Source organism: Pseudomonas sp. TE31087 (genome assembly GCF_057284075.1).
Map to the genome: position 1 here is coordinate 3,441,982 of NZ_JBXVNN010000001.1, position 21,914 is coordinate 3,463,895.

A 21,914-nucleotide genomic window follows, 5' to 3' on the forward strand; every position below is an offset into this window, starting at 1 on the left:
TTGCCCCGGGGTTTGGCCCGGGGGCGCTCATCATAACAGGACGGCACCGCCCAAGACAGCGGCCGTCAAAGGGACGCAAGCCGCCATGCAAGTGAAACACCTGCTGCTGATCGCCATCCTCGGGCTCACCGCTGCCTGTTCCTCGAACAAGGAAGTCATTGACGAGAACCTCAGCGAGGCCGAGCTGTACCAGCAGGCGCAGGCCGACCTGGACAACTCCAGCTACACCAGCGCCGTGAACAAGCTCAAGGCCCTGGAATCGCGCTACCCGTTCGGCCGCTACGCCGACCAGGCCCAGCTCGAGCTGATCTACGCCAACTATAAAAACTCCGAGCCCGAGGCCGCCAAGTCCGCCGCCGAGCGCTTCATCCGCCTGCACCCGCAGCACCCGAACGTCGACTACGCCTACTACCTCAAGGGCCTGACCTCGTTCGACCAGGACCGTGGCCTGCTGGCGCGCTTCCTGCCGCTGGACATGACCAAGCGTGACCCGGGCGCCGCCCGTGACTCGTACAACGAGTTCGCCCAGCTGACCAGCCGCTTCCCCAACAGCCGCTATGCCCCGGACGCCAAGCAGCGCATGATCTACCTGCGCAACCTGCTGGCCTCCTACGAAATCCACGTGGCCAACTACTACCTGAGCCGCGAGGCCTATGTGGCCGCCGCCAACCGTGGTCGCTACGTGGTCGAGAACTTCCAGGAAACCCCGTCGGTGGGTGACGGCCTGGCGGTGATGGTCGAGTCGTACCAGCGCATGCACCTGGACGAGCTGGCGGCCACCAGCCTTGAGACCCTCAAGCTCAACTACCCGAACCACCCAAGCCTGGTCGATGGCCAGTTCGTCGCCAAAGTGGATGAAAACGGCAACCGCTCGTGGCTGTCCAAGGCCACCCTGGGCCTGATCGACACCCAGGCGCCGCTGCCACCGGGCGAGACCCGCGCCAACCAGGACGTGGTCAAGCAGTTCCAGGATGCCCGCTCCGAGATTCCGCAAGAGCTGCTGCCCAAGGACGAGAACGGCGACCCGATCCTGCCGGAAGGTCCGAAGGAAGCCGAGAAGGACCGCTCGTGGTTCAGCTACATGACCTTCGGTCTGTTCGACTGATACCACGCACGTAAAGAAAGGGAGGCCCGAGGCCTCCCTTTTTTCATGCCTGCGTCCTAGACTGTCGGCTTCTTTTCTCGACAAGCTGGACACCATGGTTCGCCTACTCTTCTGGATCGCCCTGATCGCCGCCGCGTTCTGGCTGTGGCGCAAGTTCAAGACCAGTCAGCAATCACCTGCCGAGCCGCGCCTGCAGGACCCGCTGAAGATGGTGCGCTGCGCCCATTGCGGCGTGCACCTGCCCAATGACCGGGCGTTGTCGCGGGGCCAGGAGTGGTACTGCAGCCAGCAGCACCTGGAACAAGGGCCAGGCCAGCAACGCTAACCAACGCCCTACACGATCCCTGTAGGAGCGGCCTTGTGTCGCGAAAGGGCCGCAACGCGGCCCCAGCGATCTTTGCGTCAACACTGAAATCCTGGGGCTGCTACGCAGCCCTTTCGCGACACAAGGCCGCTCCTACAGTGGTTATGCGCTCAGCCCAACCGCCCCGCAGGCGCATACGGCGCCGGATCGATGATCGGCTCGCGCCCCAGCAACAGATCACCGAACAGCTGGCACGACGCCGGCGCCAGCACCAGCCCGTTGCGGTAATGCCCGCAGTTCAGCCATAGCCCTTCATGCCCCGGCACCACGCCGATATACGGGATACCTTCCGGCGAGCCAGGACGCAGGCCAGCCCAATGCCCGACCACCTCGGCATCCGCCAGCGCCGGCAGCAACTCCACCGCCGAGGCCTTCAGGCTCTCCAACGCATCCCCGGTCGGGGTCTTGTCGTAGCCGGCATGCTCCAGCGTACTGCCCACCAGGATATGCCCGTCGCGACGCGGGATCGCATAGCGCCCCTTGGCCAGGACCATGCTCGGCAAGAAGTCCTCGGCGCACTTGAACAGGATCATCTGCCCCTTCACCGGCTCCACCGGCAGCGTCAGCCCGAGGGTCTGCAGCAGGTCGCCGCTCCAGGCTCCGGCACTGAGCACCACATCGTCGGCGGCGATCACTCCGTCCTCGGTCTGCACACCGGTAACGCGGCCACCTTCATGGACGAACCCGCTGATCTGGCAATGCTCGCGCAGGGTCACGTTCGGCAACGCCTGCAACGCGGCCTTCAGCGACTTCACCAGGCGCGGGTTGCGCACGTTGGCCACGCCCGCCATGTAGATGGCATGGCGGTAACCCGGGCCAAGCACCGGCACGGCGTCGTAGGCCGCCGAGATATCCACTGCGCTGAGCGGGCGATGCTCACGCGCGGCCCAGGCCAGGGCCTCGGCTTCGTCATCCAGGTCCAGCCAGTAGAGCCCGGTGGTGTGCACCTCGGGGTCGACCCCGGTGCTGGCGAACAGGCGCTCGCCCAGCTGTGGATAAAAATCCTGCGACCAGTGCGCCAGGGCGGTCACCGCCCGGCTGTAGCGCCACGGGTACAGCGGCGAGACGATCCCGCCACCGGCCCAGGACGACTCCCGCCCCACCTCGCCCTGGTCGCACACCACCACCCGATCGACATCCGCCGCCAGGTTGAACGCGGTCAGCAGGCCGATGACACCGCCGCCAACAATCACTACTTGCTTGCTCATGGTTCGATCCAACACCTGAAGTAATTCCACGGTGCCTGGGCACCTCATGATCTTCAGCTTCCCCAGCACGCCTGGTCGCCCGCGCCCGTGTTATCGCGCACGCCCGCCTGGTCGAGCAGGAAGTCGCCGCAACGGTCATCCGCCATGAAGGCCTCGGGCACACGGCTGGCGCGCAGGCTGAACCGGTCAGTGTCGCGCCAGGCCTGCAGGCGGTAGTAGCGTGTGCCCGCGGGCAACACGGTGGTCAGCTGCTCGTTGTCGGCATAACCGCCCACGCGTGCGCGGTGCTGCTCCAGGCGCAATGCCGCGTCCTGCAGCAGGCCGACCGCTTCGCTTCGCGCGGCGCGCCGCAACTGGTCGCTGTAGCTGGGGTAGGCAATGGCTGCCAGCATGCCGATCAGCGCCACGACAATCAATAATTCGATCAGACCAAGGCCGCGCTGCATCTCAGCCCTCCCCCAGGCGCTGGCGCCAGCTGATCCGCTTCACCGCGCCGTCATCGTCGATGGCATAGACCGCCTCCAGCAGTTGCCGCGCGCGGGTTTGAAGGCCCACCGCCGTCACCCGGACCAGCGTCAGCCTGTCCCCGACGGGCTGGCCCGCGACACGCAGGCTGTCTCCCAGGGTTTGCAGGTAAACGAAGCCACTTTGGGTCGCCAGCCAGGGTGGGGAAGGCTGCGTATCAGGTGGACTTGGCGGCGGACAGGCCTGACATGGGACCGGGATGCCGCCTGCCAGCAGTTCCACACCTTCGAGCAAGGCTGCCTCCGCCTGCTCGAAGGCTCGTGCGCCGGCCAGTTGATCGCCTGCCTGGCGTTGCTGCAATAGTGCCTCGCGCAGCGCCAGGGTTGCCAGCAGGCCGAACAGCAGGCTCAGGATCAACGCCAGCACCAGCACGATGCCACGCTGCCCCGTCACGACTCGGCTCCCGGGTTGCGCAGGGCCACGCTCAGCGAATGCTGCTGCTCGAGCCCATGCTGCCGGTCATGCAGGGTCAGGCGGATATCCAGGCGCTCGCCCGCGCCCGCCTCGACACGGTTGACCTCCAGCGCCCGCACCTGGTCGATGAGACTGGCATGCTGCGCATTGCTGGTGAGCATCAGGCTGCCGTTGCGCACCCGATAGGTCACCCGGCGCACCGGCAGCGCCAGCAACTCGCCGTCCCCGACGTGCTGCCCGGGCTGCACCCGCGCCCAACTGCGGCAGTCGCTGAGCACGGTCCAGTCCGGGCTGCCGAGCAACCCGGGCAACTCGGCGCCGACCAGGGTCAGGCTGTCGCCCATGATCTCAATGGGCGAGGCGAAAGCCTGGGCCGCGCCAGGATCGGCAAAGTCCTCGGCTTCAAGACGCAGGCAACCGAACATCCCCGCCTGGCGAATATCCTCGGCCATTCGCTGCAAGGCCAGGCGGGCGTCATCCTGCAGGCGCGCCGCCGCACCTTGCAGTTGCAAGGCCTGATACGCCGAGACGAATACCTGGCCGGCGGCCACCAGCAGCATCAGGCCCAGCACCAGGGCCAGCAGTGCCTCGACCAGGCCCAAACCCGCCTGCCGGCGCCTCATGGCAGCACCCTGCCCTGCACGCTCAGCGACTGCCGGCCCTCGCCCAGGCCCGGCCAATCGACGTCCAGCACCAGCACGCCCCCGGCCAGGTTCATGCGCCCGTGCGCCGCACCACCGAGCACCAGGGTCAGGCGCGACTGCCAGGCTGCTTCCTCGCCCGCCTCGAGCGCCCCGGCAGCCCTGACCCGCTCCAACATGCTCTGGGCCAATTGCAGCACCTGCGCTTCCCGCCGAGCCCCCTCGACCGCCTGTAGGCCACGCAGTTGCAAGGCCGCCGATGCGAACAACCCCAGCGTCAGCACCGTGCCAGCCAGCAGCACCTCCAGCAGCGTCATGCCCCCTTCCCTCGCCCCCATAACCCCCTCCTGGGATCTTTCCTAGGCCGCAACCCGAACCGGCCGACTGGCGCCTTTGTTGGGCGTCCTGGAAGCTACAGAGAAGCACTTCCAGGGAGGAATGCAGCGTGGGGCAACAAGGCGTAACACTGATACAAATGATGTTCGCATTGGGCGTGCTGAGCCTTCTGACACACCAGGGTATATCGGCCTACAGCAAGTTCAGCGATGAGCTTTACCTCGGTGCCGTGGCCAGGGAGCTGGCACAGGCCCTGCGCGGCGCCCGTAATCAGGCGGCGCTAAGGCACCAGGCCGTGCTGGTCAGGCCGCTGGAGGAGAATTGGGGCAAGGGCTGGCGGGTGGTGCTGGAACAGGATGGCGAACTGTTGCAGGCGCATCGACTGCACAGGCCGCTGAGGATTGCCACGACCTCGGACCGGGTCGTGAGGTTCAGCGCCCGGGGGGCGCCGCTGGGGGTGGGCTTCGTCGGCATCACGCTGGACATCTGCCCGCGCACCACCCTCGACAGCCGTCATCAGGTGGTGCTCAGCCCCAGTGGCCGGGTCAGCCTGCGCAGCGACGAGGGCCGCCGCTGTGCACCGGACTGACTCAGATCGAGCGGACCCGCAGCTCCTTGGGCATGGAGAAGGTGATGTTCTCCTCGCGCCCGTCGAGCTCTTCGGCGCCGGTCGCGCCCCAGGCCTTGAGCTGGTCGATCACACCACGCACCAGCACCTCCGGTGCCGAGGCCCCGGCGGTGATGCCGATGCGCTCGGCCCCGTCGAACCAGCTGCGTTGCAGGTCCTCGGCGCCGTCGATCAGGTAGGCCGGGGTGCTCATGCGCTCGGCCAGCTCGCGCAGGCGGTTGGAGTTGGAGCTGTTGGGGCTGCCGACCACCAGTACCACGTCGCACTCGTCGGCCAGTTGCTTGACGGCATCCTGGCGGTTCTGGGTGGCGTAGCAGATGTCGTCCTTGCGCGGGCCGCCGATGTTCGGGAAGCGTTCGCGCAGGGCGTCGATCACCCGGCTGGTGTCGTCCATCGACAGGGTGGTCTGGGTGACGAAGGCCAGGTGGTCGGGGTTGCGCACCTGCAGCCTGGCGACATCGTCCTCGTCCTCGACGAGGTAGATGGCACCGCCGTTGCTGGCGTCGTACTGACCCATGGTGCCTTCGACTTCCGGGTGCCCCTCGTGACCGATGAGGATGGTCTCACGGCCGTCGCGGCTGTACTTGGCAACCTCGATATGCACCTTGGTCACCAGCGGGCAGGTGGCGTCGAACACCTTCAGGCCACGGCCGGCGGCTTCCTGGCGCACGGCCTGGGAAACGCCATGGGCGCTGAAGATGACGATGACGTCGTCCGGCACCTGGTCCAGCTCTTCGACGAAGATCGCGCCACGGTTGCGCAGGTCCTCGACCACGAACTTGTTGTGCACCACTTCGTGGCGCACATAGATCGGCGGGCCGAAGACTTCCAGGGCGCGGTTGACGATCTCGATCGCCCGGTCGACCCCCGCGCAGAAGCCGCGCGGGTTGGCGAGTTTGATTTGCATGCTCGGCTCCAGGCTCACACGGCCTTCACGTCGAGGATCTGCACCTCGAAGTTCAGGGTCTTGCCAGCCAGTGGATGGTTGAAATCGATGGTCACCTGGTTGTCGTCGAACGCCTTGACCACGCCCGGAAGCTCGGTGTTGGCGGCGTCGTTGAAGATCACCAGCAGCCCTTCGGACAGCTCCATGCCTTCGAACTGCGAGCGCGGCATCACCTGCACGTTCTGCGGGTTGTGCTGGCCGAAGGCGTTCTCCGGGGCGATGCTCAGCTTGCGCTGGTCACCGGCCTTGAAGCCGAACAGGGCGTTCTCGAAGCCCGGCAGCAGGTTGCCGTCGCCGACCTTGAACGTGGCCGGGGCCTTGTCGAAGGTGCTGTCGACGGTGTCGCCGTTTTCCAGGTGCAGCGCGAAGTGCAGGGTGACTTCGGTGTTCTGGCCAATGCGGGTCTCAGTCATGGACGGCTTCCTCGGACTTCTTGCTCTTGAACATGTCCAGCGCCAGCATCACCGCGCCCACGGTGATCGCGCTGTCGGCCAGGTTGAAGGCCGGGAAGTAGTAGCGGTTCTGCCAGTGCACCAGGATGAAGTCGACCACATGGCCCAGCACGACGCGGTCGTACAGGTTGCCCAGCGCGCCGCCCAGCACCAGGGCCAGGGCCACGGCCAGCCAGGTCTCGTTGCGCCCCAGACGCTTGAGCCAGACCACCAGCACGGCGCTGACCACCACGGCGATCAGCGCGAACAGCCAGCGCTGCCAGCCGGAGCTGTCGGCCAGGAAGCTGAACGCCGCGCCGGTGTTGTAGGCCAGGGTCCAGCTGAAGTAGTCGGGAATGACCACGATCTGCTGGTACATGGTCAGCGCGCTGTCGAAGTACAGCTTGGTGACCTGGTCGAGGACCAGGACCACCAGGCTCAGCCAGAGCCAGGCAAGGCGCCCGAAGCGCCCCGCGGAAGCGTTAGGCATAGTGGCGCACCTCACCGGAGCCGCTCAGGTTGTCGACGCAACGGCTGCAGATCTCCGGATGCTCCGGGTGGCTGCCGACGTCGGCGCGGAAGTGCCAGCAGCGACCGCACTTGGCATGGCCGGACTTGACGACTTTCAGCTTGAGGCCTTCAACTTCGGTTGTCACGGCGTCGGCGGGTGCCTGGACGAACGGCACGACACTGGCGGCCGAAGTGATCAGCACGAAGCGCAACTCGTCGCCCAGCTTGTTCAAGTCGGCGCTCAGGGCGTCGTCGGCGAACAGGGTGACTTCGGCCTGCAGGTTGCCACCGATGGCCTTGGCCGCGCGCTGGTTCTCCAGTTCCTTGTTGACCGCGGTCTTGGCGGCCATGATGCGTTCCCAGTACTCGCGACCCAGCTCGAAACCTTCCGGCAGTTCGCTCAGGCCTTCGTACCAGGTGTTGAGCATCACCGACTCGTTACGCTCGCCCGGCAGGTATTGCCACAGCTCGTCGGCGGTGAACGCCAGGATCGGCGCGATCCAGCGCACCAGTGCCTCGCTGATGTGGAACAGCGCGGTCTGGCAGGAGCGGCGGGCGACACTGTTGGCGCCAGTGGTGTACTGGCGGTCCTTGATGATGTCGAGGTAGAAGCCGCCCAGCTCCTGCACGCAGAAGTTGTGGATCTTCGAGTAGACGTTCCAGAAACGGTACTCGCCATAGTGCTCTTCCAGCTCGCGCTGCAGCAACAGGGTGCGGTCGACCGCCCAGCGGTCCAGGGCCAGCATGTCTTCGGCCGGCAGCAGGTCGCGGGCCGGGTCGAAGCCGGACAGGTTGGAGAGCAGGAAGCGCGCGGTGTTGCGGATGCGGCGGTAGGCGTCGGCGCTACGCTGCAGGATCTGATCGGAAACCGCCATCTCGCCGGAGTAGTCGGTGGCCGAGACCCACAGGGCGCATGATGTCGGCACCCAGGGTGTCGTTGACCTTCTGCGGCTCGATGGTGTTGCCCAGCGACTTGGACATCTTGCGGCCGTTCTCGTCCACGGTGAAGCCGTGGGTCAGCAGCTCGCGGTACGGCGCGTGGCCGTCGATGGCGCAACCGGTCAGCAAGGATGAGTGGAACCAGCCGCGGTGCTGGTCGGAGCCTTCCAGGTACAGGTCGGCGCGCGGGCCGGTGGCGTGGCCGATGTCGTGGGAGCCGCGCAGCACGTGCCAGTGGGTGGTGCCGGAGTCGAACCACACGTCGAGGGTGTCGGTGATCTTGTCGTACTGGCCGGCTTCGTCACCGAGCAGCTCGGCGGCGTCCAGCTTGAACCAGGCCTCGATGCCTTCTTTCTCGACGCGCTGGGCCACGGCCTCCATCAGTTCGACGGTGCGCGGGTGCAGCTCGCCGGTCTGCTTGTCGAGGAAGAACGGGATCGGCACGCCCCAGTTGCGCTGACGCGAGATGCACCAGTCCGGACGGTTGGCGATCATCGAATGCAGGCGCGCCTGGCCCCAGGCCGGAACGAACTTGGTCTCTTCGATGGCCTTGAGCGCACGCTCGCGCAGCGGCTCGCCGGTGCTCGGCTGCTTGTCCATGCCGACGAACCACTGCGCGGTGGCGCGGTAGATCAGCGGGGTCTTGTGGCGCCAGCAGTGCATGTAGCTGTGGCTGATGGTCTCGGTGTGCATCAGCGCGCCGACTTCGCTGAGCTTGTCGACGATGGCCGGGTTGGCCTTCCAGATGAACTGGCCGCCGAAGAACGGCAGCGACTCGACGTACACGCCGTTGCTCTGCACCGGGGTGAGGATGTCGTCGTTGACCATGCCGTAGCGCTTGCAGGTGACGAAGTCGTCTTCACCGTAGGCCGGCGAGGAGTGCACCACGCCGGTACCGGCGCCCAGCTCGACGTAGTCGGCCAGGTAGATCGGCGACAGACGGTCGTAGAACGGGTGGCGGAAGTTGATCAGCTCCAGGGCGGAGCCCGGAGCGGTGGCGATGACCGAACCTTCCAGGTTGTAGCGCTTGAGGCACGACTCGACCAGCTCTTCGGCCAGCACCAGCAGGCGCTCGCCGGTATCGACCAGGGCGTACTTGAAGTCCGGGTGGATGTTCAGCGCCTGGTTGGCCGGGATGGTCCACGGGGTGGTGGTCCAGATCACGATGGCGGCGGGCTTGGCCAGCGCGCCCAGGCCGAAGGCGGCGGCCAGCTTGTCGGCATCGGCCACCGGGAAGGCGACGTCAATGGTCTGGGATTTCTTGTCAGCGTACTCGACCTCGGCTTCAGCCAGGGCCGAGCCGCAATCGAAGCACCAGTTCACGGGCTTGAGGCCCTTGAACACGAAGCCTTGCTTGACCATCTCGGCCAGGGCGCGGATCTCGCCGGCCTCGTTGGCGAAGTTCATGGTCTTGTAGGGGTTGTCCCAGTCACCCAGCACGCCCAGGCGGATGAACTCGGTCTTCTGCCCTTCGATCTGCTCGGCGGCGTACTCGCGGCACAGCTCGCGGGTGCGGTCGGCGGTCAGGTGCTTGCCGTGGGTGACCTCGACCTTGTGCTCGATCGGCAGGCCGTGGCAGTCCCAGCCCGGCACGTACGGCGCGTCGAAGCCGGACAGGGTCTTGGAGCGGACAATCATGTCCTTGAGAATCTTGTTCAGCGCATGACCGATGTGGATCTTGCCGTTGGCATAGGGCGGGCCGTCGTGCAGGACGAACTTCGGACGATCCTTGCCAATCTCGCGCAACTTACCGTACAGGCCAATACTGTCCCAGCGCTGCAGGATCTGCGGTTCGCGCTGAGGCAGGCCGGCCTTCATGGGGAAGGCGGTGTCCGGAAGGTTAAGCGTGGCTTTGTAGTCGGTCATTTCAGGCTCTTCGTTAGCGGTTGAGCGTGCCAGTGGGCACGTGCGGCGGCGATGTCCGCGTCGATCGCCGACTTCAGCGCCTCCAGGGAGGCGAAACGCTGCTCTTCACGCAGCTTGTGGTGGAATTCCACCGTCAGGCGCCGGCCATACAGGTCGCCGGCGTAGTCCAGGAGATGAATCTCCAGGTGAGGACGCCCGTCACCGGCGACGGTGGGGCGCACTCCGATATTGCCGACACCCGGCCAGGCCTTGCCGTCGATCTCGATGCTGGCCAGGTAGACCCCGGACAGCGGCACGCGACGGCGCTTGAGCTGGATGTTGGCGGTGGGGGTGCCGAGCTGGCGGGCCAGCTTCTGGCCATGCAGCACGCGCCCGGTAATGCGATACGGGCGGCCCAGCAGGTGCTCGGCCAGCTCGAAATTACCGTCGGCCAGGGCCTTGCGCACTTCGGTGCTGCTGACCCGCAGGCCGTCCTGGATCACCGTGTTGGCGGCCTCGACGGTAAAGCCGTGGCGCTTGCCGGCCTCGGTGAGGAAGGCGAAGTCGCCGGCGCGGTCGCAGCCAAAGCGGAAATCGTCGCCCACCTCGAGGTGGCGCACGCCCAGGCCATCGACCAGCACCGCCTTGACGAACTGTTCGGCGCTGAGCTGGCTCAAGCGCTGGTTGAACGACAGGCACAGCACCCGGTCGATGCCCTCGCCGGCCAGCAGCTCGACCTTGTCGCGCAGGCGGGCCAGACGCGCCGGGGCGCTCTGCGGGGCGAAGTATTCGCGCGGCTGCGGCTCGAAGATGACCACACAGGTGGGCAGGCCCAGTTCCTGACCGCGTTCGCGCAGGCGTGCAAGGATCGCCTGGTGGCCACGGTGGACCCCGTCGAAGTTGCCAATGGTGGCGACACAGCCCCGGTGCTCGGGGCGCAGGTTGTGAAGACCTCGAACCAGCTGCATAACGCGCTTCTTGCTCATAAAGTGGCCGATTATAACCACACCCGGGCGCTGGTGACAGGCAGCAGCGCCCCCATGGGGCGTGGAATGCGAAAAACCGACGCCTGACCCCTCTCGCGCCTCAATGCAACGCCTTGCGGGCGAAATGCCGTGGGCGGAACCCGCACAGGAACAGGCAGCCGAAGTAGGTCACCACACCCGCCGCGATCAGGCCGCCGAGGCGCAGGAAGCGCGCGAGCATGTTGCCCTGCTCCCAGGCTGGCAGGTAGTGCATGCCCAGCAACAGCACAGCCGACATCAAGGTCACCGCCAGCACCAGCTTGAGCAGGAACGGCGTCCAGCCCGGCTGCGGCTGGAACAGCTGCTGGCTGCGCAGCTTCCAGTACAGCAGGCCGGCGTTCAGGCACGCGCCCAGGCTGATGGCCAGGGCCAGCCCGGCATGGGCCAGCGGGCCGACCAGGGCCAGGTTGAACAGTTGGGTGCAGACCAGGGTGAAGACCGCGATCTTCACCGGCGTGCGGATATTCTGCTGCGCATAGAAGCCAGGTGCCAGTACCTTGACCAGGATGATCGCCAGCAGGCCCACCGAATAGGCGATCAGGGCGCGCTGGGTCATCGCGGCGTCAAAGGCGGTGAACTTGCCGTACTGGAACAGCGCCACGGTCAGCGGTTCGGCGAGAATGGCCAGGGCCAGGGTGCAGGGCAGTACCAGCAGGAAGCACAGACGCAGGCCCCAGTCGAGGATCCGCGAATACTCCTCGCGGTCCTTGTTGGCGTAGGTCTTGGCCAGGGTCGGCAGCAGGATGGTGCCCAGGGCAACGCCCAGTACACCAGATGGCAGCTCCATCAGGCGGTCGGCGTAGTACATCCACGACACGGAGCCTGCCACCAGGAACGAGGCGAAGATGGTGTTGATGATCAGCGAGATCTGGCTTACCGACACCCCGAGGATGGCCGGCAGCATCTGCTTGAGCACGCGCCACACGCCGGTGTCGCGCAGGTTCAGGCGCGGCAGCACGAGCATGCCGATCTTCTTCAGCGCCGGCAGCTGGTACAGCAGCTGCGCCAGGCCGCCGGCCAGCACGCCCCAGCCCAGGGCCATGATCGGCGGGTCGAAGTACGGCGTCAGCAGCACGGCGAAGGCGATCATCGCCACGTTGAGCAGCGTGGGGGTGAACGCCGGCACGCTGAAGCGGTTCCAGGTATTGAGGATCGCGCCGACCAGCGACGACAGCGAGATCAGCAATATATAAGGAAAGGTCACCCGCAGCAGCGAGGTGGTCAGCTCGTATTTTTCCGCGTTGTCGACGAAGCCCGGCGCGGTGGCCCAGACCACCCAAGGCGCGGCGAGGATGCCGATGACCGTGACCAGGGCCAGGACCAGGGTCAGCAGGCCGCTGACATAGGCGATGAAGGTCCGGGTGGCCTCCTCGCCCTGCTGGGTCTTGTACTCGGCCAGGATCGGCACGAAGGCCTGGGAGAACGCCCCCTCGGCGAAGATCCGCCGCAGCAGGTTGGGCAGCTTGAAGGCGATGAAGAAGGCGTCGGTGGCGATGCCGGCGCCGAACACCCGCGCCAGGATGGTATCGCGCACGAAGCCGAGCACCCGGGAAATCATGGTGATTGAACTGACGGCGGCCAGGGATTTGAGCAGGTTCATCGAAAAGTTTCACGCCAGGGGCAGAGGACGCTGCCAGACAGCGTCCGAATGTGCGATACTCCCGCGCCTTCGCAGGGGAGCCAAAAATTCCCGAGTTTACAGGTCGTGCGACAGAAAGGAATATTTCCCTCCTGTTGGCTCACCACTCGGCGGAACCCTGCAAGTGGCCTTGACATCCGATCGACTCATCGGCATGATTCGCGGCCTATTTTGTTTGCTATTTACCTAAAGTCTTTCGAGGAGCTCGACGGTGGCCAACTCACCTTCCGCCAAGAAACGTGCAAAACAGGCTGAGAAGCGTCGCAGCCACAACGCCAGCCTGCGTTCCATGGTCCGCACCTACATCAAGAATGTAGTCAAAGCCATCGACGCAAAAGACGCCGAAAAAGCGCAAGCCGCTTACGTTCTGGCTGTACCTGTAATCGACCGTATGGCCGACAAGGGTATCATCCACAAGAACAAAGCTGCTCGCCACAAAGGCCGTCTGAATGGCCACATCAAGGCGCTGAAAGAAGCTGCAGCTGCCTAAGCGACGTTCTTGTCGAAAAAACCGACCCTAGGGTCGGTTTTTTTATGCCTGCAATAAAGTGTGGGTTGCTTATATAAAGAAGGCCCATGGCGTAATGCCTGTCAGTTAGCGCTTCATCGCTCTTGGTTGGGGCTGCTTTGCAGCCCTTCGCGGGTAAACCCGCTCCCACAGGATCGCGCAAACGCTGAATCGAGCGCTGTACTTGTGGGAGCAACTGTCTTGCTCAATTTTTAGAATCTGGCGCGATCCCTGTGGGAGCGGGCAAAGCCCACCGGTACCACGCCTGCCAACCAGCGGACCGCCCTGCCGCTCAGTCCACCGCCGCCTGCAGCCTGCCCGCTCGCCGGTACGCCTGCCGTGCGAAACACACGAACAAGCCTGCCATCAGCGCCAGCGCCATCGGCAAGCCATGGGGCGCCACATCCATCGCCGCGCCGCTGACCAGCGGCCCGACCAGGCTGCCGACACCCCACAGCAGGCCGACACTGGCGTTGGCGGTCACCAGGTCCTGGCCCCTGAAGCGCTGCCCGATCAACACCAGCGCCAGGGTATAGATGCCCCCGGCCACCGCCCCGAGCACCACCAGCAGCGGCCACAACAGCCAGGTCATCTGCAGCAGCCAGGGCAAGGCAATACCGATGCTCATCGCCACCAGCCCGCACACCAGGTGCAGCCCGGTGCGCTCGACCCGATCGGCGAGCCAGCCCAGCGGCAACTGGAAGATCATGTCGCCGGCAAATACCACCGTGACCATCAGCGCCGCCACGCCCACGGCAAAACCGTGACTGCTGGCGTACACCGGCAGCAATGACAGCACCACCGCATCGAAGAACGAGAAGAACAGCACCGCCACGCACAGCGCCGGGGCAACGCGGAAGAAGCCGGCCAGGCCGAAACTCTTCTCGCCTTCATCACCATGCTCGACATGGTCGTTGGGCACGGTGAACAGGATGCACAGCAGCGCCAGGCCGTAGCAGACGGTGACCACACCGGTCAGCCACGGGCTGTCGGCGCCAAGCAGCGCCAGCAGTGCCGGGCCGAGCACCTGGAAGCCGGTGAAGCTGGTGGCGTACAGGGCCATGATCTTGCCGCGGTTGTGCTCCGGACACAGCTCGTTGACCCACGATTCGCCGAGGATGATCGCGATGCCCATGCCGATGCCGAGCCCCAGGCGCAGCAGCGCCAGCCACAGCATCGAGTCGAAGGCCCATTCCAGCAGGGCGATGCTCAGGGTGCACAGGCTGAAGCTGAGCAGGTAGATGACGCGCCGGGTCAGGTGCCGGCAGCAGGCGTCGACCATAAAGGCCGAGAGCATCATGCCCGCCGCCGGGATCGCCGAGATGATGCCGATCTCCAGTGTCCCCGCCCCCGCCTCGTGCAAACGCAACGACACCAGTGGCAGGCTCGCCCCGAGACTGAAACCGACCACCGACACGGCGAACAACAGGCCCACCAGCAAACGCATGTTCATGTACCACTCCTTGCAAGCCGGTGAGCAGGGGCTCTGGCCCTGGCCGACTGGAAAATCCGCTGAAAGATATTCGAACGCAGGCGCCCGCAGTCACGCCGCAATGGCGCGGGAGGCAGGGGCGCGGATCAGTTCAGGGCAAGGTGTGGCGAGAAGGTGAAGGCGAACAGCACGCTGCGGCGACGCTTGAGCACCGTGTCGCTCGGCCACGCGCGACGCGCTGTCGGGGCGACAGGCTGGCGGTGCGGGCGGAGACTACGGGTACGGCGCATTGCATCGACTACGCAGGGATTGAGGAGGCGGCACTCTAGGCCATGCGGATCCGGGCCGTCAATCGCCAGGGCTCCATACACTTCCCTGTAGGAGCGGCCTTGTGTCGCGAAAGGGCCGCAAAGCGGCCCCAGCAATCGTTGCTTAAACGCGACAATCCTGGGGCTGCTTCGCAGCCCTTTCGCGACACAAGGCCGCTCCTACAGGAAGTGCGTCTGGCCGACTTTCAGCGCTTGCCAGTGGACGGCAGGAACACCGCCAGCAACCCAAACAACGGCAGGAACGAGCAAACCCCATACACATACTCGATCCCGCGCAGATCCGCCACATACCCCAGCAGCGCAGCACCGATGCCACCGAAGCCGAACATCAGCCCGAAGAAGATCCCGGCGATCATCCCGACATTGCCCGGCACCAGTTCCTGGGCATACACCACGATGGCCGAGAACGCCGACGCCAGGACAAAACCGATCACCACGCTGAGCACGGTGGTCCAGAACAGGTCGGCATACGGCAGCGCCAGGGTGAACGGCGCCACCCCGAGGATCGAGAACCAGATCACCGCCTTGCGCCCGATACGATCACCGATCGGCCCGCCGAAGAAGGTGCCCGCCGCCACGGCGCCGAGGAACAGGAACAGGTGCAATTGGGAGCTGGCCACCGACAGCTGGAACTTCTCGATCAGGTAGAAGGTGAAGTAGCTGGTGAAGCTGGACATATAGAAGTACTTGGAGAACACCAACAGGCCCAGCACCACCAGCGCCAGGATCACCCGCTGGCGCGAGATGCCGTGGGTGGCCTGCACCGCCTTGCGCGCCTTGGCCTGGTTGAGGTGCTCCTTGTACCAGCGGCGCAGCATCAGGGTCACGGCGAAGAAGAACAGCCCGGCCACGCCGAACCAGGCGACATGGGTCTGGCCGAAAGGAATGACGATCGCCGCCGCCAGCAGCGGGCCGAGGGCGGAGCCGGCGTTGCCGCCAACCTGGAAGCTCGACTGCGCCAGGCCGAAGCGCCCACCGGAAGCCAGCCGGGCGATGCGCGAGGTCTCGGGGTGGAAGGTCGACGAGCCGATGCCCACCAGCGCCGAGGCCAGCAGGATCATCGGGAAGCTGCCGACGAAAGCCAGCATCACGATGCCCACCAGGGTGCACACCGTGCCCAGCGGCAGCAGGTTCGGCGTGGGCCGCTTGTCGGTGAAAAAGCCCACCCACGGCTGCAGCAGCGAGGCGGTGATCTGGAAGGTCAGGGTGATCAGGCCGATCTGGGCGAAGCTCAGGTTGTAGTTGGCCTTGAGCATCGGGTAGATCGCCGGCAGCACCGACTGGATCAGGTCGTTGATCAGGTGCGCCAGGGCGCAGAAGCCGATGATGCGCATCACCAGCGGCGAGGCCTGGTTTGCCGGGCTGCTGGCGCTTGAAGTCGTGGTACTGCTGATGGCCATGGGCTGGATGTCCGTCCGCGGATTGGGATCCGATTATCGTGAAACAAATAGATACGAAGCTACCTTTTTATTTTGCCGGGCCTTCCATCCGACACGTACTTGTAAATAATTCTCAATATAATTAGCATCCTTCTCCTCTTCCCTGTAAACGCTGGGCAAAACCGCCCTCCTCCTGCGAGCAGACCGATCCCATGAGCCCGATGCCCGCCTTGCAGCCCACGCCCGACCCCGAGCAGGAAGCCCTGGAGTGGTTCTCGCGCCTGCGCCAACCCGGCTGCGACGAGGCCCTGCGCCAGGCATTCGCCAGCTGGTGCCAGGACCCGCTCAATGCAAGGGCCTATGCCCAGCTCGAAGCCTACTGGCAGCAATTGCAGGTGCCGGCGGCGCGCCCACGGCCACGGGTCGCCAAGGTCCGCCGCAGTCGCGCAGGGCTGTGCCTGGGGCTGCTGTTCCTGCTGCTGGTGGGCGCACTGGCCTGGCTCTACTGGCCGTCGATGCAGCGCCTGGGCAGCGAACTGCACACCGACAGCGGCGAGCGCCGCAGCGTGCGCCTGGCCGATGGCTCAACCCTGCACCTGGACAGCGCCAGCGCGATGAATGTCGACCTGCGTGGGCGCACCCGCCATCTGCAGCTGGTGCAGGGCCAGGTCTACCTGGAGGTGATGCTCGATGGCCGGGCCATGGAGGTGCAGGTCGATGACACCCGGATCCAGGTGTTCGGCACCCGCCTGCAGATCGCCCGCCATGCCGACCACGACGAACTGGTGGTGTTCGGCGGCAAGGCTGCGGTGTTGCAGGGTGGCGACCAACGCCTGGTCAATGCCGGCGAACGGGTGACGTTCAGCGAAAGCCGCATCAACCCGGTCGAGAAGATCGATGCCAAATTGGCCGATGCCTGGCGCAACGGCCAATTGAAGGCCAGGAACCTGCCGTTGAGCGAGGTGCTGGAGCGCCTGGCCGATTACCGTGGCCAGCGCGTCTGGCTGCTGAACGAGCAGGCCGCCTACCAGCGGGTCAGCGGTGATTTCGACCTCGACCACCCGGCGCAGAGCCTCGAGCGCCTGGCCGCCGACCAGCAACTGCGCCTGCACAACCTGCTCGGCCACTGGTTGATCGTGCGCTGATGCGCCCTTCCCGGCTAAGTTTTTGAAAGGTTGGCAATTTTTTTTAAAAACGTTGTTGACAGGATCGCGATTCGAGCTAATAATGCGCGCCAAGTTGGCTACATAGCTCAGTTGGTTAGAGCATAGCATTCATAATGCTGGGGTCCGGGGTTCAAGTCCCTGTGTAGCCACCACCTTTTAAAAGGGCTTATCGAAAGATAAGCCCTTTTTCTTTGCCTGCGAAAAAGCTACTTCACGCCTGCCACCACCACGGCCAGCCCCAGGCTGATCAACGCCACGCCGATGACCCGGTCGACCACCACCTGCCGCTCGATCATCGCCCGACGCAGCAAGTGGTTGGAAAAGAACACCGCCACCAGGCTGAACCACACCCAATGGGCGAACGACATGAACGCGCCATAGGCGAAGTCCAGCGCCAGCGGGCTGCCGGGCTGCACCACCTGGGTGTAGGCACTGACCACGAAGAGCATGGTCTTGGGGTTGAGCGCGTTGGTCAGAAAGCCCGTACGCAAGGCGCTCACCACATTTGTCTCGCTGTGCGCCAGGCCGTCGAGGCTTATACGCGTGGTATTGGTCAGCGACTTGTAGCCCAGGTACACCAGGTAGCCCGCCCCCACCACCTTCATGGCCAGGAACAGGGTCGGGCTCTGGCTGATGATCACGGCGATGCCGAGCACGGTGTACAGCACATGCACCTGCACGCCGAGCGCGATGCCCATCGCTGCCGCGAGACCGGCCTTGCGGCCCTGTGCATAACTGCTGCGGGTGACCATGGCGAAGTCGGCGCCGGGGCTGATGACGGCAAGGAGGGTGAAGAGGGCGACGGCGATGAGTTCGTTCACGAACAGGTATCCTCGATGAAAATTCACGGAAGACCGGATTATCCTGTTGCCTTGAACGGGTAAAAATCGATTTATAGTGAGGCTAATCTGCTAGTTTTAATCACCTATTTGCATTGAATCGACCGGCCTATCGCGGGGCAAGCCCGCTCCCACGCGCGCTTCACTTGTGGGAGCGGGCTTGCCCCGCGATAGGGCCGGAACAGGCCAGCACATGAAACTGCCCCCCCTCACCGCCTTTCGCTACTTCGACATCGCCGCCCGCACCGAAAGCTTCGTGCGCGCTGCCGAGCACCTGCACGTCACCCACGGCGCCGTCAGCCGCCAGGTGCGCCTGCTCGAGGAAGGCCTCGGCGTGGAACTGTTCGAACGGCGCAACCGGGCAATCTTCCTCACCCGCGCCGGACGCGACCTGCAGGCCACCACCCAGGCGATCTTCGAGCAACTGGAGGGCGCCGTGCAGCGTCTGCACCAGCAAGCCCACGACAACGTGCTGGTGGTGTCCTGCGAGCCAACCATCGCCATGCGCTGGCTGATTCCGCGCCTGCCGCGCTTCCATGCCCGGCACCCCGACCTGCAACTGCACCTGGTGGCGGCCGGCGGGCCGGTGGATTTCGCCCGCGGCGGCATCGACCTGGCCCTGCGCCGCGATGACTTCCACTGGGACCGCCAGCTGCACAGCCTGAAGATCTGCGATGAATGGATCGGCCCGGTCGCCACGCCGGATCTCAAAAACCAGCGCCTGCTGCACAGCGCCACCCGCCCCGACGCCTGGGCCAACTGGCTGCGCCTGAGTGGCCAGGACTTCCGGCAAACGGCGCGCAGCGACTTCGAGCACTTCTACCTGTCGATCCAGGCCGCCAGCGCGGGCATGGGAATGGCCATCGCCTCGGCGCTGATGGTGCGTGACGAACTGGACAACGGTCAGCTACAGGCGCCGTACGGCTTCCTGCGCGATGGCTCCGGCTACCACCTGCTCAGCCCGCAGCCACTGGATGACGGCAGCAAGCGCCAGTGTTTCGCGCAGTGGGTCGGTGACGAGTGCCGGGCCTGCCTGGCTCATCTGGGCTTGCTGCAGAACGACGAACCGGCCCTGCCGTCACCGCCCCAGGTGCGATAGCCGGCCGTGTCGATATGGATGCGCCCCGAAGGGTAACGGCCCAACCCCATGTTCCAGGCCTGGCCGTGCTGCTGCCAGAAGCGGCACAGCGGGCTCGGGTCGACCCCGCGTGGCAGCAGCAGGTCGACGGCGAAGGCGCGCATGTGCGCACTGCTCGGTGCGCCGCCGGCACAGGCATTGAGCCGGGGATCGCGGTAGGCCGACACCACTTCGAACTGACGCAGGATGCCCTGCCGGTCGAGGGTCTGGATCAAGGCCAGCGTCGAGCGCACCGCCGGCCAATGGCTCGCTGGCGCCACCGCGAAGGGCGAGGCCTTGCACTGGCGCCAGTCCGAGGCCGAGCGCAGCAACTGATGGATCGGCACCACGCCATACAGCCGGGCGTCCACCAGCATTTCACGAAACCTGCGGTTCTCGTGATCCCCGGCCCATTGGGCGAACATCCACACATCACGCTCATCGGCCTGGACTGCACCGAGCCCGATCAACGCGCTAGCCAATAGCCATGTCCTGGCGCTTTTCATTCCCCCACCTCTTCGTCCACCATGGGCGCGCCCGCCGTCCTGGCGGCCACTGACAAGGAGTTAAGCATGCACAAGATTGCTGTATCGGGCCTGGCCGCCCTCGCCTTCAGCGGCCTGGCCATGGCCGACGCGCAGATCGACCTGGGCGACGCCCAACGGGTCACCCGGTTGTTCGCCTACCCCAACAACTGCAACGTGATCTGCTACCGCGACTGGACACTCGAGAAGACTGTCGAGCACTACCTCACCCAGAGCGTGCAGCGCGATGGCTACGCCAACGCCAAGGTCACGGTGAACCGCGACAACGACAAGTTGCACGCCAGCATCACCGGCGTGCCGGCCAGCTATACCGAACCCTTGCGCAAGCTGCTCGACAGCGGCGAACTGGCCTACCAGGGCGCCACCCGCCTCAACCAGAAAGGCGGCTGGGACTACAGCTGGTACCTGTTCCTGCCCCTGGGAATGGCCCTGGAGAACCGCCGCAGCGTCGAACTGCTGCACTTCCCGCCGGACTACTCGCTGACCCGCTATCAAGACTACCTGAAGTCCAACACCACCGACCGCTGGGCAGAGCTTCTGACCTTCAACGGCGTCGAGGCCACCCAGACCCCGGCCTACCAGACCATCGTCGATATCGCCCCGATCGCCGCGCCGGCCAGCGCGGGCAAGGACCTGGAAGGGGTGTACAGCTACTTCAACGATTACCAGGTGCGGATGGTCAAGGAAGTGGCCCTCACCCACGACGGCAAGACCGCCTTGCCGATGGTCGCCTTCGGCGCGCCGGTGCGGGCGTGGATCCAGCAGCAGTACGGGCCGAAGGTCAACGTGCTGGGGCTGGTCAGCATCGCGCCGGAGCCGGACAGCGCCAAGGTGCCCGTGCTCGGCGCCAACCATCCGAGCGCGATCTGGTACGCCGCCGACCCGAAAAGCTACGACGGCGACCAGGACAAGGCCGACGCCGCGGGCCTGAAGATGATGGGCCAGGACCTCTCCGCCGCCTGCTGGCAGGCCGGCATGGGCCGCAACCCGCAGGCCGATGCCAAGCTCACCCTGCAGGCCTGCACCAGCAAGTGGCAGGTGACCCAGAAGAAGCAGACCTGCGAGCTGTTCTACCGCACCATCCGCGACATGACGCCGGAACAGGCGGCGGCCAAGTGCAATACCGGGGCGGTGACGCGTAGCCTGCGCGATCTGCGCAAGCCCTTGGAGACCAACGAGACCGACCGGGCGCTTTGAGCCGCCCAGTCGATCGCTCCAGGTAGCCTGGGCCAAAGGGGCGACTGCGCCCCTTTGGCGTCAAACGCGGTTAGAAGCGTTCGTCGCGCAACGCCGGCAGGGTGATGTCACGCACGTAGCTGGAAGATGACAGGCTCAGCATCATCCGGCACACCTGCACCACATCGTGCACGGGGATCAGCGCGCCCTCCCCGCGTCGCTCGGCCTGGGCCAGCGGCACATCCAGGCCGTCCTCGGTGTTCAGGTAGCCGAGGTTCAGGCAACTCACGCCCAGGCCCTGGTCGCGGAAGCCTTCGCGCAGCGCCTCGGCAATGCCGCGCAGGCCGAACTTGCTGGCGCCAAAAGTCACCTCTGGCCGCCCGCTACCAGGCAGGCCCGAGGTCGAACCGGTAAGAATGATCCGTGGCCGGGGGCTTTGCAGCAGTACCGGCAGCAGGCGCTTGATCAACAGCAGCGGCGCGGTGATGTTGGTGTCGACCATGCGCTCGATCTGCGCCTCGTCGTCGTCGAGGAAGCTGTAGCCCTCGTCAAAGGCCCGCGCCTCCCAGATCCCGACGTTGTAGACCAGCACATCCAGCCCGTCCCCGGACACCGCCTCGTGGATGATCGCGGCGGCCTGGCGCGGCTGGCCGAGGTCGGCCTCGATCCAGCGTACCGCGCCCGGCAACGCCGCCGGCCGGGTGCGCGATACACCGACCAGCGTATCGCCTACGCCACCCAGGCCCTGTACCAGCGCCCGTCCCAATCCCTTGCTCGCACCGACCACTAGAATTCGCATCGAATCACTCCCTATGGACTGCGCCAGATAGTACCCTGCCCAACCCAGCAAATCAGTCGGAAATGCCA

General features: G+C 65.4%; 22 protein-coding genes, 1 tRNA gene and 1 pseudogene. 8 read left to right on the forward strand and 16 right to left on the reverse strand.

The genetic code is table 11. The features are described 5' to 3' along the window. The first annotated feature begins 85 nt into the window (after positions 1 to 85). Both ACZ899_RS15490 and ACZ899_RS15495 read left to right on the forward strand, forming a co-directional pair. The gene (locus tag ACZ899_RS15490; RefSeq protein WP_050703667.1) at positions 86 to 1,105 is read left to right on the forward strand and encodes an outer membrane protein assembly factor BamD; all 1,020 of its coding nucleotides are present in this window, start codon (positions 86 to 88) and stop codon (positions 1,103 to 1,105) included. Between the two features lie 94 nt (positions 1,106 to 1,199). Next, positions 1,200 to 1,430, forward strand: a complete 231-nt coding sequence (locus ACZ899_RS15495) for a PP0621 family protein (RefSeq protein WP_028689896.1) — start codon at positions 1,200 to 1,202, stop codon at positions 1,428 to 1,430. Positions 1,431 to 1,579: 149 nt separating this feature from the next. Here the strand turns inward: ACZ899_RS15495 and thiO are convergent, their stop codons facing one another. The 5 genes from thiO to ACZ899_RS15520 are packed head-to-tail and all read right to left on the reverse strand — an operon-like array spanning position 1,580 to position 4,574. After that, complete coding sequence (gene thiO, locus ACZ899_RS15500; RefSeq protein ID WP_234561297.1) at positions 1,580 to 2,677, reverse strand: glycine oxidase ThiO; 1,098 nt, start codon at positions 2,675 to 2,677, stop codon at positions 1,580 to 1,582. A gap of 53 nt (positions 2,678 to 2,730) precedes the next feature. Beyond that, positions 2,731 to 3,123 carry a type IV pilin protein gene (locus ACZ899_RS15505; protein ID WP_232857364.1) on the reverse strand — a complete coding sequence of 131 codons (393 nt, stop codon included), beginning with the start codon at positions 3,121 to 3,123 and terminating at the stop codon, positions 2,731 to 2,733. 1 nt (position 3,124) lies between these two features. After that, positions 3,125 to 3,595 (reverse strand): hypothetical protein, encoded by a 471-nt coding sequence (locus ACZ899_RS15510; RefSeq protein ID WP_203648043.1) that lies wholly within the window; start codon positions 3,593 to 3,595, stop codon positions 3,125 to 3,127. Further along, positions 3,592 to 4,239 (reverse strand): PilW family protein, encoded by a 648-nt coding sequence (locus ACZ899_RS15515; protein WP_234561296.1) that lies wholly within the window; start codon positions 4,237 to 4,239, stop codon positions 3,592 to 3,594. Before ACZ899_RS15515 ends, ACZ899_RS15510 begins: the two co-directional genes overlap by 4 nt. Beyond that, positions 4,236 to 4,574 carry a hypothetical protein gene (locus tag ACZ899_RS15520; protein WP_442799958.1) on the reverse strand — a complete coding sequence of 113 codons (339 nt, stop codon included), beginning with the start codon at positions 4,572 to 4,574 and terminating at the stop codon, positions 4,236 to 4,238. Before ACZ899_RS15520 ends, ACZ899_RS15515 begins: the two co-directional genes overlap by 4 nt. Before the next feature lie 158 nt (positions 4,575 to 4,732). On the opposite strand from ACZ899_RS15520, the gene ACZ899_RS15525 reads away from it, so the two are divergent. Beyond that, on the forward strand, positions 4,733 to 5,182 hold the full coding sequence (locus ACZ899_RS15525) for a GspH/FimT family pseudopilin (RefSeq protein ID WP_234561295.1): 450 nt from the start codon (positions 4,733 to 4,735) through the stop codon (positions 5,180 to 5,182). A gap of 1 nt (position 5,183) precedes the next feature. Here ACZ899_RS15525 and ispH read toward each other — a convergent pair whose 3' ends face one another. From ispH to murJ, 6 genes and pseudogenes are all read right to left on the reverse strand, one after another. Further along, a complete protein-coding gene (gene ispH, locus ACZ899_RS15530; RefSeq protein WP_028689902.1) occupies positions 5,184 to 6,128 on the reverse strand; it encodes a 4-hydroxy-3-methylbut-2-enyl diphosphate reductase in 945 nt (314 codons plus the stop codon). Positions 6,129 to 6,142: 14 nt separating this feature from the next. Continuing rightward, the gene (locus ACZ899_RS15535; protein ID WP_023629753.1) at positions 6,143 to 6,580 is read right to left on the reverse strand and encodes an FKBP-type peptidyl-prolyl cis-trans isomerase; all 438 of its coding nucleotides are present in this window, start codon (positions 6,578 to 6,580) and stop codon (positions 6,143 to 6,145) included. Then, positions 6,573 to 7,088, reverse strand: coding sequence for a signal peptidase II (gene lspA, locus ACZ899_RS15540; protein ID WP_234561294.1), 516 nt, complete (start codon positions 7,086 to 7,088; stop codon positions 6,573 to 6,575). The genes ACZ899_RS15535 and lspA overlap by 8 nt, the downstream gene beginning before the upstream one ends. Next, a pseudogene (gene ileS, locus ACZ899_RS15545) lies at positions 7,081 to 9,913 on the reverse strand (isoleucine--tRNA ligase). The gene lspA and the pseudogene ileS overlap by 8 nt, the downstream one beginning before the upstream one ends. Continuing rightward, positions 9,910 to 10,860, reverse strand: coding sequence for a bifunctional riboflavin kinase/FAD synthetase (gene ribF, locus ACZ899_RS15550; protein ID WP_234561292.1), 951 nt, complete (start codon positions 10,858 to 10,860; stop codon positions 9,910 to 9,912). Before ribF ends, ileS begins: the two are co-directional and overlap by 4 nt. Positions 10,861 to 10,978: 118 nt before the next feature. Next, positions 10,979 to 12,517 (reverse strand): murein biosynthesis integral membrane protein MurJ, encoded by a 1,539-nt coding sequence (murJ, locus tag ACZ899_RS15555; protein ID WP_234561291.1) that lies wholly within the window; start codon positions 12,515 to 12,517, stop codon positions 10,979 to 10,981. Positions 12,518 to 12,767: 250 nt separating this feature from the next. Here murJ and rpsT point away from each other — a divergent pair, with 250 nt between their 5' ends. Next, on the forward strand, positions 12,768 to 13,046 hold the full coding sequence (gene rpsT, locus ACZ899_RS15560; RefSeq protein ID WP_023533220.1) for a 30S ribosomal protein S20: 279 nt from the start codon (positions 12,768 to 12,770) through the stop codon (positions 13,044 to 13,046). Positions 13,047 to 13,356: 310 nt separating this feature from the next. Here the strand turns inward: rpsT and ACZ899_RS15565 are convergent, their stop codons facing one another. After that, entirely contained in the window at positions 13,357 to 14,517 is a 1,161-nt protein-coding gene (locus tag ACZ899_RS15565) for an MFS transporter (protein ID WP_186714216.1), read from the reverse strand. A 493-nt stretch (positions 14,518 to 15,010) separates the two neighbouring features. Next, positions 15,011 to 16,225 carry an MFS transporter gene (locus ACZ899_RS15570; protein WP_186734724.1) on the reverse strand — a complete coding sequence of 405 codons (1,215 nt, stop codon included), beginning with the start codon at positions 16,223 to 16,225 and terminating at the stop codon, positions 15,011 to 15,013. A 191-nt stretch (positions 16,226 to 16,416) separates the two neighbouring features. Between ACZ899_RS15570 and ACZ899_RS15575 the strand changes: the two genes are divergently transcribed. Together ACZ899_RS15575 and ACZ899_RS15580 are read left to right on the forward strand one after the other, a co-directional pair. Beyond that, entirely contained in the window at positions 16,417 to 17,349 is a 933-nt protein-coding gene (locus ACZ899_RS15575) for a FecR family protein (protein ID WP_234561290.1), read from the forward strand. Positions 17,350 to 17,445: 96 nt separating this feature from the next. Next, positions 17,446 to 17,522: transfer RNA gene (locus ACZ899_RS15580), tRNA-Met, on the forward strand. Positions 17,523 to 17,576: 54 nt separating this feature from the next. Here ACZ899_RS15580 and ACZ899_RS15585 read toward each other — a convergent pair. Then, on the reverse strand, positions 17,577 to 18,191 hold the full coding sequence (locus ACZ899_RS15585) for a LysE family translocator (protein ID WP_234561289.1): 615 nt from the start codon (positions 18,189 to 18,191) through the stop codon (positions 17,577 to 17,579). A gap of 211 nt (positions 18,192 to 18,402) precedes the next feature. Here ACZ899_RS15585 and ACZ899_RS15590 point away from each other — a divergent pair, with 211 nt between their 5' ends. Then, positions 18,403 to 19,308 (forward strand): LysR substrate-binding domain-containing protein, encoded by a 906-nt coding sequence (locus ACZ899_RS15590; RefSeq protein ID WP_234561288.1) that lies wholly within the window; start codon positions 18,403 to 18,405, stop codon positions 19,306 to 19,308. Here ACZ899_RS15590 and ACZ899_RS15595 read toward each other — a convergent pair. Next, positions 19,248 to 19,832 carry a YcbK family protein gene (locus ACZ899_RS15595; RefSeq protein ID WP_234561287.1) on the reverse strand — a complete coding sequence of 195 codons (585 nt, stop codon included), beginning with the start codon at positions 19,830 to 19,832 and terminating at the stop codon, positions 19,248 to 19,250. The genes ACZ899_RS15590 and ACZ899_RS15595 overlap by 61 nt on opposite strands. Positions 19,833 to 19,898: 66 nt before the next feature. On the opposite strand from ACZ899_RS15595, the gene ACZ899_RS15600 reads away from it, so the two are divergent. Further along, entirely contained in the window at positions 19,899 to 21,068 is a 1,170-nt protein-coding gene (locus ACZ899_RS15600; protein ID WP_232857379.1) for a hypothetical protein, read from the forward strand. A gap of 70 nt (positions 21,069 to 21,138) precedes the next feature. Here the strand turns inward: ACZ899_RS15600 and ACZ899_RS15605 are convergent, their stop codons facing one another. Continuing rightward, positions 21,139 to 21,846 carry an SDR family NAD(P)-dependent oxidoreductase gene (locus ACZ899_RS15605; protein WP_234561286.1) on the reverse strand — a complete coding sequence of 236 codons (708 nt, stop codon included), beginning with the start codon at positions 21,844 to 21,846 and terminating at the stop codon, positions 21,139 to 21,141. Between the last annotated feature and the right edge of the window lie 68 nt (positions 21,847 to 21,914).

Excerpts from the sequence above, each read along its gene's own strand:
- ACZ899_RS15495 (WP_028689896.1), top strand. The coding sequence starts at position 1,200 with ATGGTTCGCCTACTCTTCTGGATCGCCCTGATCGCCGCCGCGTTCTGG.
- ACZ899_RS15605 (WP_234561286.1), bottom strand. The coding sequence starts at position 21,846 with ATGCGAATTCTAGTGGTCGGTGCGAGCAAGGGATTGGGACGGGCGCTG.
- ACZ899_RS15575 (WP_234561290.1), top strand. The coding sequence starts at position 16,417 with ATGAGCCCGATGCCCGCCTTGCAGCCCACGCCCGACCCCGAGCAGGAA.
- ACZ899_RS15570 (WP_186734724.1), bottom strand. The coding sequence starts at position 16,225 with ATGGCCATCAGCAGTACCACGACTTCAAGCGCCAGCAGCCCGGCAAAC.
- ACZ899_RS15535 (WP_023629753.1), bottom strand. The coding sequence starts at position 6,580 with ATGACTGAGACCCGCATTGGCCAGAACACCGAAGTCACCCTGCACTTC.
- murJ (WP_234561291.1), bottom strand. The coding sequence starts at position 12,517 with ATGAACCTGCTCAAATCCCTGGCCGCCGTCAGTTCAATCACCATGATT.
- ACZ899_RS15520 (WP_442799958.1), bottom strand. The coding sequence starts at position 4,574 with ATGACGCTGCTGGAGGTGCTGCTGGCTGGCACGGTGCTGACGCTGGGG.
- ACZ899_RS15515 (WP_234561296.1), bottom strand. The coding sequence starts at position 4,239 with ATGAGGCGCCGGCAGGCGGGTTTGGGCCTGGTCGAGGCACTGCTGGCC.
- ACZ899_RS15505 (WP_232857364.1), bottom strand. The coding sequence starts at position 3,123 with ATGCAGCGCGGCCTTGGTCTGATCGAATTATTGATTGTCGTGGCGCTG.
- ACZ899_RS15595 (WP_234561287.1), bottom strand. The coding sequence starts at position 19,832 with ATGAAAAGCGCCAGGACATGGCTATTGGCTAGCGCGTTGATCGGGCTC.
- ACZ899_RS15565 (WP_186714216.1), bottom strand. The coding sequence starts at position 14,517 with ATGAACATGCGTTTGCTGGTGGGCCTGTTGTTCGCCGTGTCGGTGGTC.
- ACZ899_RS15525 (WP_234561295.1), top strand. The coding sequence starts at position 4,733 with ATGATGTTCGCATTGGGCGTGCTGAGCCTTCTGACACACCAGGGTATA.
- ACZ899_RS15600 (WP_232857379.1), top strand. The coding sequence starts at position 19,899 with ATGCACAAGATTGCTGTATCGGGCCTGGCCGCCCTCGCCTTCAGCGGC.
- ACZ899_RS15490 (WP_050703667.1), top strand. The coding sequence starts at position 86 with ATGCAAGTGAAACACCTGCTGCTGATCGCCATCCTCGGGCTCACCGCT.
- lspA (WP_234561294.1), bottom strand. The coding sequence starts at position 7,088 with ATGCCTAACGCTTCCGCGGGGCGCTTCGGGCGCCTTGCCTGGCTCTGG.
- thiO (WP_234561297.1), bottom strand. The coding sequence starts at position 2,677 with ATGAGCAAGCAAGTAGTGATTGTTGGCGGCGGTGTCATCGGCCTGCTG.
- ispH (WP_028689902.1), bottom strand. The coding sequence starts at position 6,128 with ATGCAAATCAAACTCGCCAACCCGCGCGGCTTCTGCGCGGGGGTCGAC.
- ribF (WP_234561292.1), bottom strand. The coding sequence starts at position 10,860 with ATGCAGCTGGTTCGAGGTCTTCACAACCTGCGCCCCGAGCACCGGGGC.
- ACZ899_RS15590 (WP_234561288.1), top strand. The coding sequence starts at position 18,403 with ATGAAACTGCCCCCCCTCACCGCCTTTCGCTACTTCGACATCGCCGCC.